The organism is Escherichia sp. E14S1 (assembly GCF_004211995.1).
In the GTDB taxonomy this organism is placed as follows: domain Bacteria; phylum Pseudomonadota; class Gammaproteobacteria; order Enterobacterales; family Enterobacteriaceae; genus Escherichia.
Map to the genome: position 1 here is coordinate 114,185 of NZ_RHJQ01000003.1, position 15,490 is coordinate 129,674.

A 15,490-nucleotide genomic window follows, 5' to 3' on the forward strand; every position below is an offset into this window, starting at 1 on the left:
AAAGAATCACGCAGGTTTTTTTCGATTAATCTGTGATTTGTTCTGCAAGTCTGGCGATTCGTTTTGCCATACCGCGAAAAATAAACAGATGCGCAGGGATCATGAAAAGCCAGTAAAACAGGCCTGGCATGCCGTGCGGATGCCAGAAAGCGCGAACGTCTATGGTGCAGTAGTTGCCTTTATCCTCCAGCGTAAAACAAAGCCGCCCCAGTCCCGGTGCTTTCATACCAAATAACAACGTAAGTTGTTTTTCCGCTTCAACGACAATCACTTTCCAGCTATCTACCGCATCTCCCGTCTGCAAATATTCCCGCTCAGGGCGACCTTTCGCCAGTTTATGACCGATCGCGCGGTCCATTAGCGCCCGGGTCTGCCACAAAATATTGCCAAAGAAATAACGTTCTTTACCGCCGATTTGATTGACTACCCGCCATAGCGCGTGAAGGCTGGCGGACGTTTTAACCGTAAAACCGGCTTGTTTGGCGAAGTAACCGTATTCTGGTCGCCAGCGAGCAAAAGCCTGCGCGTCATATCCCCAGTCGCTGGAGTTGACCAGTTTTTCTTCCTCTTTCAATGTGCGACGTACCGCATCATCGAAAGCGATCAGCGGTTGTGGAATGAGTGCACGTAATGCGGTGTCATCTGCCAGCAGATCGTGTTTCAGCCCCTGAATCAACGCTTTGGCGGTGGTGGGCGGTACGGAAGTAATCACATTGAGAAACCACACCGAAATCCAGCGGGTCGGAAAGGGGATGGGGATCAACCAGCGGCGCTTACCGCTCACGGTCATAAAATGTTCAAATTGTTGTTGATAACTGAGCACCTCTGGCCCGGCGGCTTCGAAGACCCGATGTTCGCAGGCCGGATGATCTAACAGTGCCACCAGATAGTGCAGCAGGTTTTCCAGCGCGATGGGCGTGGTGCGTGAACGGACCCAGCGTGGCGGCGTTAATACCGGCAGGTTGTAGACCATATCGCGCATCACTTCAAACGCCGCTGAACCTGCGCCAACGATAATTCCGGCGCGCAATTCAGTAATCGGCACACCGGCTTCACGCAAAATATCCGCAGTGGCCTGACGGGCGCGCAGATGATCCGACTGCTCATGTGGCGGAGCCTGCAACGAGCTGAGAAAGATTAATTGCTTAACTGGCACTTCGCGCAGCGCATCACGGACGTTGAGAGCCACCTGACGCTCCTGAGCGATAAAATCGCCGCCTTCGCCCATGCTGTGCACCAGAAAATAGACCGTATCGATATCCTGCAACAGGGCCGGAAGGTTATCCGGCCAGCTGAGATCGACTTTATGGCAACTGACGTTTGCCAGTTGCAGCTTTGCAAGCCTGTCGACATGACGTGCCGCCGCCAGGATCTGATGCCCTTGCTGGCTGAGTGTACGCACCAGATGCTGACCAATGTAGCCACTGGCACCGAGAACTAAAATGCGTTGCGGCACGTCTCTCTCCTTAACGCGCCAGGAATGCGCGCCAATGGGCGGCGACTTCTGCCAGTTGTTCACGCGAGACGTCGAGATGCGTTACCAGGCGGACAATCGGCGAGGCGTTAATCAGCACGTTTCTCGCTTTCATGTATTCGCCTAACGCGGCAGCATTTTCTTCCCCGACGCGAACAAACAGCATATTGGTGTCCTGACGCATCACATCCGCGCCTGCTTCACGCAGCTGCTCCGCCATCCAGGCGGCGTTATCGTGGTCTTCCTGCAAGCGTGCGACGTTATTTTTCAGTGCATACATCCCGGCGGCTGCCAGGATCCCGGACTGGCGCATCCCGCCGCCAGTCATTTTCCGCCAGCGGATGGCACGTTTAATGTAGTCACGGTTACCGACCAGTAACGAACCGACTGGCGTACCAAGACCTTTCGACAGACAAATGGTGAACGAATCACAATATTGCGTGATCTCTTTCAGTTCGCAGCCATAAGCCACGATGGCGTTAAAGATGCGCGCACCGTCAACATGCAGCGCCAGATTGCGCTCACGGGTAAATTCCCATGCTTCTTTCAGGTATTCACGCGGCAGCACTTTGCCGTTGTGGGTGTTTTCGAGACTGAGCAATTTGGTGCGGGCGAAGTGAATATCGTCGGGTTTGATTTTCATCGCCACTTTATCCAGCGGTAACGTGCCGTTGGCGTCAGCATCGATGGGTTGCGGTTGAATACTGCCCAGCACTGCTGCGCCACCGGCTTCAAACAGATAGTTATGTGCGGCCTGACCGACAATATACTCTTCGCCGCGTTCGCAGTGACTGAGCAGAGCGACCAGGTTGGCCTGAGTGCCGGTAGGCAGAAAAATGGCGGCTTCTTTACCGGAAAGCTCTGCCGCATAGTCCTGCAGAGCATTAACGGTAGGGTCGTCTCCGTAAACGTCGTCCCCAACCGGGGCGGCCATCATCGCGTCGAGCATGGCGCGGCTCGGTCGGGTAACGGTATCACTGCGTAAATCAATCATGGCATGTCCTTATTATGACGGGAAATGCCACCCTTTTTACCTTAGCCAGTTCGTTTTCGCCAGTTCGATTACTTCATCGCCGCGTCCACTGATGATTGCGCGCAGCATATACAGACTAAAACCTTTTGCCTGTTCGAGTTTGATCTGCGGTGGAATGGCTAATTCTTCTTTGGCAACCACCACATCCACCAGCACCGGACCGTCGATGGAGAAAGCGCGTTGCAGGGCTTCATCGACTTCAGAGGCTTTTTCCACGCGAATACCCGTAATGCCGCACGCTTCGGCAATGCGGGCAAAGTTGGTGTCGTGTAGTTCGGTGCCGTCAGTCAAATAACCACCAGCTTTCATCTCCATCGCCACAAAGCCCAGTACGCTGTTGTTAAAGACGATAATTTTCACTGGCAGCTTCATCTGCACTACCGAGAGGAAATCGCCCATCAACATGCTAAAACCGCCATCGCCGCACATGGCGACCACCTGGCGTTCTGGCTCGCTTGCCTGCGCGCCCAGCGCCTGCGGCATGGCGTTAGCCATCGAACCGTGGTTAAACGAACCTAACAAGCGACGCTTGCCGTTCATTTTCAGATAACGTGCCGCCCATACCGTAGGTGTGCCAACGTCACAGGTAAAGATGGCGTCATCGGCGGCAAAATGACTAATTTGCTGCGCCAGATATTGCGGGTGAATGGCTTTCTCGCTCGGTTTAGCTAAATCGTCCAGCCCTTTACGGGCATCGCGGTAATCTTCCAGCGCTTTATCCAGAAACTTGCGATCGGTTTTTTCTTCCACCAGTGGCAGCAATGCGCGCAGGGTTGATTTGATATCGCCGACCAACGCCATATCTACCTTGCTATGCGCACCGATGCTGGCTGGGTTGATATCAATCTGAATAATTTTGGCATCGGTCGGGTAGAAGGCGCGGTAGGGAAATTGTGTGCCGAGCAGCACTAAGGTGTCGGCATTCATCATAGTGTGGAAACCTGACGAGAAGCCGATTAATCCCGTCATTCCGACATCATACGGATTATCGTATTCGACATGTTCTTTACCGCGCAGGGCATGAATGATAGGCGCTTTAATTTTCCCGGCAAACTCAACTAACTCTTTATGCGCCCCCGCGCAGCCGCTGCCGCACATCAGGGCGATATTGCTGGAGTAACGCAGCAGTTGCGCCAGTTTGCGTAACTCTTCTTCTTCCGGTGTTATGACTGGCTGTGGCGCATGATACCAGTGCGTGGTCGCCCCTTCTGGTGCAGGTTTTAACGCCACGTCGCCCGGTAACACGACAACGGAAACGCCACGGTTAAGCACCGCTTTGCGCATGGCAATCGCCAGCACTTGTGGGATCTGCTCCGGGCTGGAAACCAGCTCGCAATAGTGACTACATTCGCGGAATAACTCTTGCGGGTGGGTTTCCTGGAAATAGCCGCTGCCAATTTCGCTGGAAGGGATATGGGCGGCAATCGCCAGTACCGGAACGTGATTACGGTGGCAATCGAACAGGCCGTTGATTAAGTGCAGGTTACCGGGGCCGCACGATCCGGCACAGACCGCCAGTTCTCCTGAAAGTTGTGCTTCAGCGCCAGCGGCAAAGGCAGCCACTTCTTCATGGCGGGTAGGCATCCACTCGATGGTGCCCATGCGATTAAGACTGTCACTAAGACCGTTCAGAGAGTCGCCCGTGACTCCCCAGATGCGTTTTACGCCTGCTGATTCGAGTGTTTTGGCGATATAAGCTGCAACCGTTTGTTTCATGGTTTTCCGTCTCCTGAATGTGATAACGGTAACAAGTTTAGTTCATCTGACGGAGGGGGAAGGGATGGGAGAAAAAGGAGGCACTAACGGTTAAACAGCCCGATGACAGGAATATCATCGGGCATAAGGCGATTACGCGAGCACCATATCTCCCTGCGGATGGCAGGAGCAGGCCAGTACGTAACCTTCAGCGATTTCGGCGTCGGTCAGCGTCATTGTGCTGCTCACCGTATATTCACCGGAAACTACTTTCGTCTTACAGCAGCCGCAAACACCCGCACGACAGGCGGCGACAACCGGAACTTTATTGCTTTCCAGCGCTTCCAGCAGCGTGGTGCCAACCGGAGCGTAAAATTCTTGCGCCGGTTGCAGTTTGGTGAATTTCAGACCGCTGGTCGCCGCTTCCGCCACTGGCGTAAAGAATTTCTCTTTAAAGAAACGCGTCACGCCGAGCGCCTTCACTTCCTGTTCCACCCAATCCATATACGGTGCCGGACCACAAGTCATCACGGTACGTGAGGCTAAATCAGGAACGCTTGCCAGCAGTTCACGAGTCAGGCGTCCGGCAACGAACCCCTCGGTAACGTTATTTTCCGCCACCAGTGTTACCGGATAATGACGCCACTCATCGGCGAAAATTACATCCTGCGGCGTACGCACGTTGTAGATCACCTGCACATCGGCCTGCGGACGGTTCTTCGCCAGCCAGCGACGCATCGACATAATTGGCGTAACGCCGCAGCCTGCCGCCAGTAACAGGAATTTATCTTCTGCTTTATCGTCGCAGGTAAATTCCCCCATCGCGTCCGAAAGCCAGAGATAGTCACCGCGTTTCACATCGCGGGTCAGCCACTGGGAGCCAACACCGTCATCAATCCGCCGCACGGTCAGGGTGATGTATTCACTCACGCCTGGCGTGGAGGAAATGGTGTAAGCACGCAGCGTTTCCGCTGAGTTTCGCACGCTGACCAGCGCATATTGCCCGGCGCGATATGGGTAGTAATCGTGGCAAATCAGGGAAATCGTCCACACATCCGGCGTTTCTTGCGTAATGTGATGAACCTGCATCCGCCACGGGCATTGATTCGTTGGCATCGTCATCGACAAACTCCTTACGCGCTCAACAGTTGCTTCATGTCTTCTTCAACAGTGGTGATAGAACGCAGGCCGAATTTCTCGTTCAGCACCGCCAGCAGATCTGGTGTCAGGAAACCAGGTGCAGTCGGGCCGGTGACGATATTTTTCACGCCCAGAGAAAGCAGTGTCAGCAGAATGACAATCGCTTTCTGTTCAAACCAGGAGAGCACCAGCGACAGCGGCAGATCGTTCACCCCACAGCCCAGTTTTTCTGCCAGAGTGACAGCCAGAATAATCGCTGAGTAAGCATCGTTACACTGACCAGCATCCACCAGACGCGGCAGACCTTCGATATCGCCAAACTCGAGTTTGTTAAAGCGATATTTACCGCAGGCGAGGGTCAGGATCAGGCAGTCATCCGGCACGCTGGTGGCGAAATCGGTGAAGTAGTGACGTTCGCCGCGTGCGCCGTCACAGCCACCAAGCAGGAAGATATGACGCAGTTTTTCACGGCTTACCAGATCAATCAGCGTATCCGCAGCGCCAAGCAGCGTTTGACGACCAAAGCCCACGGTGATCAGGTGCGGAATTTCGCTGTACGGGAAGCCCGCCATTTGTTGCGCCTGGGCAATGACCGCAGAGAAATCTTCGCCATCCAGATGACGCACGCCCGGCCAGCCAACGATGCTGCGGGTCCAGATACGATCGTCATAAGCCCCTACGGTTGGATCGATGATGCAGTTCGAAGTCATCACGATAGGGCCAGGGAAGCGAGCGAACTCCACTTGCTGATTCTGCCAGCCGCTGCCGTAGTTACCGACCAGATGTTTAAATTTACGCAGCTCTGGGTAGCCGTGAGCAGGCAGCATTTCGCCGTGGGTGTAGACATTAACGCCCGTACCTTCGGTCTGTTCCAGCAGGTTGTAGAGATCTTTGAGATCGTGACCGGAAATCAGGATACATTTGCCCGCCGTCGCTTTGACGTTGACCTGGGTTGGCGTCGGGTGACCGTATTTACCGGTTTCGCCTGCATCCAGAATGCTCATCACTTTGAAGTTCATCTGGCCGATTTCCATTGAACACTCAAGAAGCGCGTTCATATCGGCAGGCCAGGTCCCCAGCCACGCCATGATTTTATGGTACTGGGCGTAAATATCGTTGTCGTATTGACCGAGAACGTGGGCGTGTTCCATATAGGCCGCCGCACCTTTCAGGCCATACAGACACAGCAGACGCAGGCCGAGAATGTTTTCGCCAATCGCGGCTTTATCTTTATTTGGCGTAAATTCAGCTGCCTGACGTTGCAGTTCGCCGAGATCATCGCTCACCAGTTGCAGGTCAGCCATCGGGTTATCGACGCAGGCGTTGGCATCTACAGCCAGGCATTGTGCTTTCAGCGCCTCGCGCAGGGCAATCGCTTCACGAGCGTAGCCGACAATACGCGGAGAATCGAAGTTAACGTTGGTCAGGGTTGAGAAAAATGCGCGCGGCGCGAAGCTGTCTACATCGTGGTTGATAATGCCGTATTCACGCGCTTTTAAAGCCCAGGCAGAAAGCCCCTGCAGCGCCGCGATGAGTAAATCCTGAAGGTCAGAGGTTTCCGCCGTTTTACCACACATCCCCTGCGCGTATGAGCAGCCGTTTCCTGCCGGAGTACGGATAGTTTGTTCACATTGCACACAAAACATGATCACACCTTTTAAAGTTATATTTAATATACATGTTTAAGGTTAAGTCGCTTAACGCGGGGATAAAAGGGATTTTTCATGCAACTTTAAGGGAGATTGATTTAGCGCAATTTTGGCGGCAGGGATCTACCGCCAGAGAGGTATTATGCGGAGAAAAAGGCGATGAGGATCGGCACTAACAGGCTGAGAATAAAACCGTGAACAATCGCTGCCGGGACCATATCCAGCCCACCTGTACGCTGAAGAACGGGCAGGGTGAAATCCATTGATGTGGCACCGCATAAGCCCAGTGCAGTAGAGCGGCTACGGCGAATCAGGCCAGGGATCAACATAATGGCGATCAACTCACGCGCTAAATCATTGAAGAACGCCGCGCTCCCGATTACCGGACCAAAAGATTCGGTCAACAAAATACCGGAAAGAGAATACCAGCCGAAACCGGAGGCCATTGCCAGCGCGGTATTGATGGGGAGATCAAGAATAAAGGCGTTAATTAAACCGCCAATTAAAGAACTGGCAACCACCACCACGGCGACAATCATTCCCCGGCGATTAAGGACAATCTGCTTTAAGGTCATGCCATTGTTACGCAGCTGAATACCGACGAGGAAAAGTAACAGAATTAACGTGTATTCGCTGGCTTCGGTAGCGTGCTGTAAAAAACCTAATCCGCTAAGGCCAATAGCAAAACCAATCACCACGACGCCACACAGTTTCAGCGATTCCAGTGCCATCGCAATACGCGACGGCAATTTCTCTTGCTGGTGGCTATTGCGCCACGGCAAACCGCGTTCCAGCCACAGCAAGGCGACAATATTGCACAGTAAAATAATGGTAATACTGACAGCGGAATAATGCAGAATCGCCAACAGGTTACTGGCGAGATTATCGAGAAACGCCAGACTGATACCCATAAAAAAGAGAATGAGATAAACCATCCAGCTTAATAGCTGATTAATGCGTTTTAACGCAGCTTTTTGGCGAAGTGGAATGAGGTAACCCACAATCAGGGGAACCAGAATGATTAACAGCCCAGAAAACATGAAAACCCAGTCCTTGCAAAGAAGAAGTCGAAATGCGCGATGACACACTACTGAAAGCGGAAGGACGAGTAAAGTTGCAATTAAAAGGAAATGTTATGCATCAGAGGGGGATTTTTAATTCTCTATGAGTGTTTAGCATTGTTGCGCTCCTTTCATGTGCAATGCCATATAAAGCCACTGGCGCAGGGAGCACGCAGGGGGCGGCCAATCGCCGCCGCCCCCTGCACCCCCGGGCTCTGGCGAACAAAATCGCCGCTGCGCGGTACCTTCAGCTTATCCCCTTCGGCTACCGGGTCGGGCGCGAGGTAACGTCCCTGTAAGACGCGCCCTCAGCCCACATCCATGTGGGCTGCCCCGGCCTTCGGGGAACGCTTCAGCGATTTTGACGCCACCAACACCCGTGCGGTTTGTAACGTCGATGATAAAACAATCAGGGCAGATAAAATGCCAATGCTAATTAATCGCGTTTTTCCAGCAGGGTCCGGTAAATCAGACCACCGATAATACCGCCGACAATTGGCACTACCCAGAAGAACCACAGCTGTTCTAACGCCCAGCCGCCCTGGAAGATGGCAACTGCGGTGCTGCGCGCCGGGTTAACGGAAGTGTTAGTCACCGGAATACTGATTAAGTGAATCAAGGTTAACGCCAGACCAATCGCGATCGGCGCAAAGCCTGCCGGCGCGTATTTGTCGGTTGCACCGTGGATCACCAGCAAGAAACCGGCACTCAATACCAGTTCAACCACCAGTGCAGAAAGCATGGAATAGCCGCCCGGTGAATGCTCACCATAACCGTTAGAAGCAAAGCCGCTGGCCGCTGCGTCAAACCCAGCTTTACCGCTGGCGATTAAATACAGCAGTGCCGCCGCAACAATACCGCCGATAACCTGGGCTACCACGTAACCAACGACTTCTTTTGCCGGGAAACGGCCACCAGCCCATAAACCAATAGTGACCGCCGGGTTAAAATGACCACCAGAAATATGACCGACAGCGAAGGCCATGGTCAGCACGGTCAGACCAAACGCCAGTGCAACACCGGCAAAGCCAATACCTAATTCCGGGAATGCTGCTGCAAGCACTGCGCTACCGCAGCCACCAAATACAAGCCAGAAAGTGCCAAAACATTCTGCTGCTAATTTTCTGAACATATCCACCTCAATTAAAAATTGACCCTGTGAAAAATATGGTCGTTTTATCGGGTCGTCGTAAAAAAGTGACGACAGAAATAATGCGTGGGTATTTTAAAAACGAAGACGAGCTATTCGCCAGATAAATAAATCCAGTAATTTTGATTTAGGGCAATAGTCAGTTCCCTCATATAGTCATTTGCCTGATTGACAGTGTAGTGCAAACCACGAAATTAAACCTTTGGGGGTAATAAAAATAATCCACAAGGTTAATTATTTGATTTCATTGTTTTTTCGGGAGAAATCAGCGAGAAGGCATCTGACACAATTATTCGCTCATTTTTCAGACATTTGCCATGCTTAATTGTGATGTCATCACGTATTGCTACAGCCTTTCTCGTTATACTGCTGGGGTAAAGGATAAGTTACATATTTCTGGAGGGGATATGATTCTTGAGCGCGTTGAAATTGTGGGCTTTCGCGGCATTAATCGATTGTCATTGATGCTGGAACAAAACAACGTCCTGATTGGGGAGAACGCGTGGGGTAAATCCAGTTTACTGGACGCCTTAACCCTGCTGTTATCGCCAGAGTCAGATCTCTACCATTTTGAGCGCGATGATTTCTGGTTTCCGCCGGGGGATATCAACGGGCGAGAACATCATTTGCATATCATTCTGACCTTTCGTGAGTTGCAGCCAGGACGGCATCGGGTGCGCCGTTATCGTCCGCTGGAAGCGTGCTGGACGCCATGCACCGATGGTTATCACCGCATTTTTTATCGCCTGGAAGGGGAAAGTGCGGAAGACGGTAGCGTGATGACGTTACGCAGCTTTCTTGATAAAGACGGTCATCCGATTGATGTCGAAGATATTAACGATCAGGCGCGTCATGTGGTGCGTTTAATGCCGGTTCTGCGTTTGCGCGACGCCCGTTTTATGCGCCGCATTCGCAATGGAACTGTACCAAATGTACCCAATGTGGAAGTCACCGCGCGCCAGTTGGATTTTCTCGCCCGCGAGTTATCCTCACACCCGCAAAATCTCTCCGATGGGCAGATTCGCCAGGGGCTTTCGGCAATGGTGCAACTGCTTGAGCATTATTTCTCGGAGCAAGGGGCCGGGCAGGCGAGATATCGCTTAATGCGTCGGCGAGCCAGCAATGAGCAACGGAGCTGGCGTTACCTCGATATCATCAACCGGATGATTGACAGACCAGGGGGGCGTTCGTATCGGGTCATTTTACTCGGTCTGTTTGCCACTTTATTGCAGGCAAAAGGGTCATTGCGACTGGATAAAGACGCGCGTCCGTTATTGCTAATTGAAGATCCAGAAACCCGCCTGCATCCGATTATGCTTTCCGTTGCCTGGCATCTGTTGAATCTTTTGCCTTTACAACGTATTGCTACCACCAACTCTGGCGAGCTGCTTTCGTTAACTCCAGTGGAACATGTTTGCCGCCTGGTGCGTGAATCTTCTCGTGTTGCCGCCTGGCGTCTGGGGCCAAGTGGCTTGAGCACCGAAGACAGCCGCCGCATCTCTTTTCACATTCGTTTTAATCGTCCGTCATCGCTGTTTGCTCGCTGCTGGTTGCTGGTGGAAGGGGAAACAGAAACCTGGGTTATCAACGAACTGGCGCGCCAGTGTGGACACCATTTCGATGCCGAAGGGATTAAGGTCATTGAGTTTGCTCAGTCCGGGCTAAAACCACTGGTGAAATTTGCCCGGCGGATGGGGATTGAGTGGCATGTGCTGGTCGATGGCGATGAAGCCGGGAAGAAATATGCCGCAACGGTGCGCAGCCTGCTGAATAACGATCGCGAAGCTGAACGTGAACATTTGACAACGTTACCGGCGCTGGATATGGAACATTTTATGTATCGCCAGGGGTTTTCCGACGTGTTCCATCGCGTGGCGCAGATCCCGGAAAACGTGCCGATGAATTTGCGCAAAATTATTTCAAAAGCGATCCATCGCTCTTCCAAGCCCGACCTTGCCATTGAAGTGGCAATGGAGGCCGGACGTCGTGGTGTGGACTCCGTCCCGACGCTGCTGAAAAAAATGTTCTCACGCGTGCTGTGGCTGGCGCGCGGTCGGGCTGATTAACCGCAAAACATCCTTGCCATCTGCGGCTGAATAGCGTCAAGCATCTCGTAGCGTCGACGGTATTCAGCCCGTTTTTTACTGGCGATATCCGCAATCTCTTTTCGTGCTATCTGACCTGGAAGGCGGTAATGGCGTTCAGCGTCGCATTCGCCACCGACCGATTCCCAGAACGCGTTATAGTCAGCATGTATTTTTCCTTCCTTATCGCGATAACGCAGGCTGCGGTAAATATGTGTTTCATTGCTGACAGCAATAATTTGTTCGACCTGTAAGCGTTGGGCGAAGAGGCAGACCGCTTCCATCACGAGTCGTTTGGGAAATAGCCCGTGGCAGGCTTTCGTCGCATTCTGGATCTGTTGGTGTGGAATTTCCCATTTCGCACCTTGCAGCCCGCCTATAAATAACGTCCTTTTCCCCTGATACTCACACAGTGTAAATGTGATCTCCGCCAGAGGAATACCTTCGCTGTTGCGGAACAGAATTGTGCTGTCACCTTCCTTATCCATTGAGATCATCATGGTCAGTTCAAGCGTGAACTGCTCGCCATTTTTTCCTTCCAGCTTCGCAAGTTGCAGTCCCGGGGTGTTCAAATATAAGCTGAACTCTTCCGCCGACATGCACGCGCGCAGCAACGCATAATGGTAACGTAACGCCTCCAGCAATTGCTTACGGGTCATATTCACGGCAAGGTAAGGGCGATGCAGGCGAACCGGCAGGCGCGGCTGACGCGTTAACAGCGTTCTGAGATTAGGCCAGTGGGAGAGTTCGTTCATCCACTCAACGCTTAAACGCGGCATAATCAAAGAGCGCAGCAAAAATTTCTGGCGAAACCGACGGCGATGCCAGAATTTACCCGGCCGCCACTGCCCCCCTGCCAGATTAAGGAAAAGAGACATGCTGCTAAGAGATTCAGATGGTGTAAATGCTCGTTCAGTGATCTGAGACATATTCATAAAATCAATGATTATACGTAACACCGATTTCACCATCGGGCATCTTAACCAAACATCAATCGTATAATTACTAACGTAAATTTTAGATTTTTGTTGATGTTTCGTTGAAGTTGGCAGCCCCGTGCGCGCATATGGAGCATTCAGAGTATTTATGAAAAAGCGAAAAAACCTTAAGAAGCGTTACGCTATTGCGCTGGTGATAGTCATCGCTGCGCTGATTGCGTTGTGGAGAACACTCAACGCGCCCGTGCCGACTTATCAGACATTGATTGTCCGCCCCGGTGATTTGCAGCAAAGCGTGCTGGCGACCGGAAAGCTGGACGCGCTGCGTAAGGTTGACGTGGGCGCGCAGGTCAGCGGTCAGTTGAAAACGCTGTCGGTGGCGATTGGCGATAAAGTAAAAAAAGACCAGCTTTTAGGGGTTATTGATCCTGAACAGGCTGAAAACCAGATCAAGGAAGTGGAAGCGACACTGATGGAGCTGCGTGCGCAAAGGCAACAGGCAGAAGCAGAACTGAAACTGGCACGGGTGACATACTCACGCCAGCAACGACTGGCGCAAACGCAGGCGGTTTCGCAACAGGATCTCGACACCGCAGCGACGGAGATGGCAGTTAAACAGGCGCAAATAGGCACTATCGACGCGCAAATCAAACGGAATCAGGCGTCACTCGACACGGCGAAAACGAATCTCGATTACACCCGCATCGTTGCCCCGATGGCAGGTGAAGTTACGCAAATCACCACTCTGCAAGGGCAGACGGTAATTGCCGCACAACAAGCGCCAAACATTCTGACGCTGGCAGATATGAGTACCATGCTGGTAAAAGCGCAGGTGTCGGAAGCAGATGTCATTCACCTGAAACCCGGTCAAAAAGCCTGGTTCACCGTGCTTGGCGATCCGCTGACGCGCTACGAGGGGCAGATTAAAGATGTGCTGCCGACGCCAGAAAAGGTCAACGACGCCATTTTCTACTACGCCCGTTTTGAAGTGCCAAACCCCAATGGTTTACTGCGCCTGGATATGACTGCGCAAGTCCACATTCAACTCACTGATGTGAAAAACGTACTCACCATTCCGTTGTCGGCACTGGGGGATTCGGTTGGTGATAACCGTTATAAAATCAAACTGCTGCGTAATGGCGAAATACGCGAGCGCGAAGTGACGATTGGCGCGCGCAATGACACCGATGTTGAGATTGTCAAAGGACTGGAAGCGGGCGATGAAGTGGTGATTGGTGAGGCCAAACCAGGAGCTGAACAATGACGCCCTTGCTCGAACTAAAGGATATTCGCCGTAGCTATCCTGCTGGAGACGAGCAGGTTGAGGTGCTAAAGGGCATCAGCCTGGATATTTATGCAGGTGAGATGGTGGCAATTGTCGGTGCTTCGGGCTCCGGTAAATCGACCCTGATGAATATTCTCGGCTGCCTGGATAAAGCGACCAGTGGAACCTATCGCGTTGCCGGTCAGGATGTTGCCACGCTGGACGCCGATGCGCTGGCGCAGCTTCGTCGCGAGCATTTCGGCTTTATTTTCCAGCGTTACCATTTGCTTTCGCACTTAACCGCCGAGCAGAACGTTGAAGTACCCGCCGTTTATGCCGGACTTGAGCGTAAACAGCGATTGCTGCGCGCTCAGGAGTTGCTGCAACGACTGGGGCTGGAAGACCGTACAGAGTATTATCCAGCCCAGCTTTCCGGTGGCCAGCAGCAGCGTGTCAGTATTGCTCGTGCGTTAATGAACGGTGGGCAGGTGATCCTCGCCGATGAACCTACCGGCGCACTGGACAGCCATTCTGGCGAAGAGGTGATGGCGATATTGCATCAGCTGCGCGATCGCGGGCACACGGTGATTATCGTTACCCACGATCCACAGGTTGCGGCTCAGGCGGAGCGGGTAATCGAAATTCGTGACGGCGAAATTGTGCGTAATCCTCCCGCCATTGAAAAGGTGAATGCCGCCACGGGGACGGAATCGATAGTCAAAACGGCGTCTGGCTGGCGGCAATTCGTCAGTGGTTTTAATGAGGCGCTGACGATGGCGTGGCGGGCGCTGGCAGCGAATAAAATGCGCACCTTACTGACCATGCTGGGGATTATTATTGGTATTGCGTCGGTGGTTTCTATCGTCGTGGTGGGCGACGCCGCCAAACAAATGGTGCTGGCGGATATTCGTTCTATTGGTACGAATACTATTGATGTCTATCCCGGGAAAGATTTTGGCGATGACGATCCGCAATATCAGCAGGCGCTAAAGTACGACGACTTAATCGCCATCCAAAAACAACCGTGGGTCGCCTCTGCCACGCCCGCTGTCTCGCAAAACCTGCGCCTGCGTTATAACAATGTTGATGTTGCCGCCAGCGCCAACGGTGTGAGCGGCGATTATTTCAATGTCTATGGCATGACCTTCAGCGAAGGGAATACCTTTAATCAGGAGCAACTGAACGGCCGCGCACAGGTGGTGGTTCTCGACAGTAACACCCGTCGCCAGCTTTTCCCGCATAAGGCCGATGTGATTGGTGAGGTCATTCTGGTTGGTAATATGCCTGCGAGAGTCATCGGCGTGGCGGAAGAAAAACAGTCGATGTTTGGTAGCAGTAAAGTGCTGCGCGTCTGGTTACCTTACAGCACAATGTCCGGGCGGGTTATGGGCCAGTCGTGGCTGAACTCCATCACTGTAAGAGTAAAAGAAGGCTATGACAGCACCGAAGCGGAACAACAACTCACCCGTTTGTTGTCGCTGCGCCATGGCAAAAAAGACTTCTTTACCTGGAACATGGACGGCGTCTTGAAAACAGTCGAAAAAACCACACGTACTTTACAACTGTTTCTGACGCTGGTGGCGGTGATTTCGCTGGTGGTAGGCGGCATTGGCGTTATGAATATTATGCTGGTGTCAGTAACGGAGCGGACGCGGGAAATTGGTATTCGCATGGCTGTTGGCGCGCGTGCCAGCGATGTTCTGCAACAATTTCTGATTGAAGCCGTGCTGGTTTGCCTGGTGGGCGGCGCGATGGGGATAATGCTGTCGCTGTTAATTGCCTTCACCCTACAGCTTTTTTTACCCGGCTGGGAGATAGGCTTTTCTTCACTGGCGTTGCTGCTGGCGTTTTTATGCTCAACCGTTACGGGCATTTTATTTGGCTGGCTACCTGCACGAAATGCGGCACGGCTGGATCCAGTGGATGCTTTGGCGCGAGAGTGATTTTTGAGATAAAAATGCCAGCCGATCGGGCTGGCATTTTGCCTTTAGGATGTACACAA

General features: G+C 52.6%; 11 protein-coding genes. 3 read left to right on the forward strand and 8 right to left on the reverse strand.

What is annotated here, in order from left to right; all coding sequences use genetic code 11:
- Positions 1–25 precede the first annotated feature (25 nt).
- The 7 genes from D9734_RS02845 to aqpZ form a co-directional block, all read right to left on the reverse strand.
- Entirely contained in the window at positions 26–1,456 is a 1,431-nt protein-coding gene (locus tag D9734_RS02845; RefSeq protein ID WP_130205235.1) for an SDR family oxidoreductase, read from the reverse strand.
- Between the two features lie 10 nt (positions 1,457–1,466).
- Positions 1,467–2,468 (reverse strand): low-specificity L-threonine aldolase, encoded by a 1,002-nt coding sequence (gene ltaE / locus D9734_RS02850; RefSeq protein WP_130205237.1) that lies wholly within the window; start codon positions 2,466–2,468, stop codon positions 1,467–1,469.
- A 36-nt stretch (positions 2,469–2,504) separates the two neighbouring features.
- Complete coding sequence (gene poxB / locus D9734_RS02855) at positions 2,505–4,223, reverse strand: ubiquinone-dependent pyruvate dehydrogenase (protein ID WP_130205239.1); 1,719 nt, start codon at positions 4,221–4,223, stop codon at positions 2,505–2,507.
- A gap of 132 nt (positions 4,224–4,355) precedes the next feature.
- Positions 4,356–5,324, reverse strand: a complete 969-nt coding sequence (gene hcr, locus D9734_RS02860) for an NADH oxidoreductase (protein ID WP_130205241.1) — start codon at positions 5,322–5,324, stop codon at positions 4,356–4,358.
- An 11-nt stretch (positions 5,325–5,335) separates the two neighbouring features.
- Complete coding sequence (hcp, locus tag D9734_RS02865) at positions 5,336–6,988, reverse strand: hydroxylamine reductase (RefSeq protein WP_130205243.1); 1,653 nt, start codon at positions 6,986–6,988, stop codon at positions 5,336–5,338.
- Between the two features lie 143 nt (positions 6,989–7,131).
- Positions 7,132–8,031, reverse strand: coding sequence for an L-lysine exporter LysO (gene lysO, locus D9734_RS02870; RefSeq protein WP_130205245.1), 900 nt, complete (start codon positions 8,029–8,031; stop codon positions 7,132–7,134).
- A 457-nt stretch (positions 8,032–8,488) separates the two neighbouring features.
- The gene (gene aqpZ, locus D9734_RS02880) at positions 8,489–9,184 is read right to left on the reverse strand and encodes an aquaporin Z (protein WP_130205247.1); all 696 of its coding nucleotides are present in this window, start codon (positions 9,182–9,184) and stop codon (positions 8,489–8,491) included.
- 425 nt (positions 9,185–9,609) lie between these two features.
- Here aqpZ and D9734_RS02885 point away from each other — a divergent pair, with 425 nt between their 5' ends.
- Positions 9,610–11,268 carry an ATP-dependent endonuclease gene (locus D9734_RS02885; RefSeq protein ID WP_130205249.1) on the forward strand — a complete coding sequence of 553 codons (1,659 nt, stop codon included), beginning with the start codon at positions 9,610–9,612 and terminating at the stop codon, positions 11,266–11,268.
- On the opposite strand, the gene D9734_RS02890 is transcribed toward D9734_RS02885, so the two are convergent.
- Entirely contained in the window at positions 11,265–12,221 is a 957-nt protein-coding gene (locus tag D9734_RS02890) for a VirK/YbjX family protein (protein WP_130205721.1), read from the reverse strand. The two genes, D9734_RS02885 and D9734_RS02890, sit on opposite strands and share 4 nt — an antisense overlap.
- 151 nt (positions 12,222–12,372) lie before the next feature.
- Here D9734_RS02890 and macA point away from each other — a divergent pair, with 151 nt between their 5' ends.
- Both macA and macB read left to right on the forward strand, forming a co-directional pair.
- Positions 12,373–13,488, forward strand: coding sequence for a macrolide transporter subunit MacA (macA, locus tag D9734_RS02895; RefSeq protein ID WP_130205251.1), 1,116 nt, complete (start codon positions 12,373–12,375; stop codon positions 13,486–13,488).
- Positions 13,485–15,431, forward strand: a complete 1,947-nt coding sequence (gene macB / locus D9734_RS02900; RefSeq protein ID WP_130205253.1) for a macrolide ABC transporter ATP-binding protein/permease MacB — start codon at positions 13,485–13,487, stop codon at positions 15,429–15,431. Before macA ends, macB begins: the two co-directional genes overlap by 4 nt.
- The last annotated feature ends 59 nt before the right edge of the window (positions 15,432–15,490 follow it).

Bases quoted from the DNA above. Each gene is read 5' to 3' on its own strand.
- ltaE (WP_130205237.1), bottom strand. From the start codon at position 2,468: ATGATTGATTTACGCAGTGATACCGTTACCCGACCGAGCCGCGCCATG.
- poxB (WP_130205239.1), bottom strand. From the start codon at position 4,223: ATGAAACAAACGGTTGCAGCTTATATCGCCAAAACACTCGAATCAGCA.
- hcr (WP_130205241.1), bottom strand. From the start codon at position 5,324: ATGACGATGCCAACGAATCAATGCCCGTGGCGGATGCAGGTTCATCAC.
- hcp (WP_130205243.1), bottom strand. From the start codon at position 6,988: ATGTTTTGTGTGCAATGTGAACAAACTATCCGTACTCCGGCAGGAAAC.
- lysO (WP_130205245.1), bottom strand. From the start codon at position 8,031: ATGTTTTCTGGGCTGTTAATCATTCTGGTTCCCCTGATTGTGGGTTAC.
- aqpZ (WP_130205247.1), bottom strand. From the start codon at position 9,184: ATGTTCAGAAAATTAGCAGCAGAATGTTTTGGCACTTTCTGGCTTGTA.
- D9734_RS02885 (WP_130205249.1), top strand. From the start codon at position 9,610: ATGATTCTTGAGCGCGTTGAAATTGTGGGCTTTCGCGGCATTAATCGA.
- D9734_RS02890 (WP_130205721.1), bottom strand. From the start codon at position 12,221: ATGAATATGTCTCAGATCACTGAACGAGCATTTACACCATCTGAATCT.
- macA (WP_130205251.1), top strand. From the start codon at position 12,373: ATGAAAAAGCGAAAAAACCTTAAGAAGCGTTACGCTATTGCGCTGGTG.
- macB (WP_130205253.1), top strand. From the start codon at position 13,485: ATGACGCCCTTGCTCGAACTAAAGGATATTCGCCGTAGCTATCCTGCT.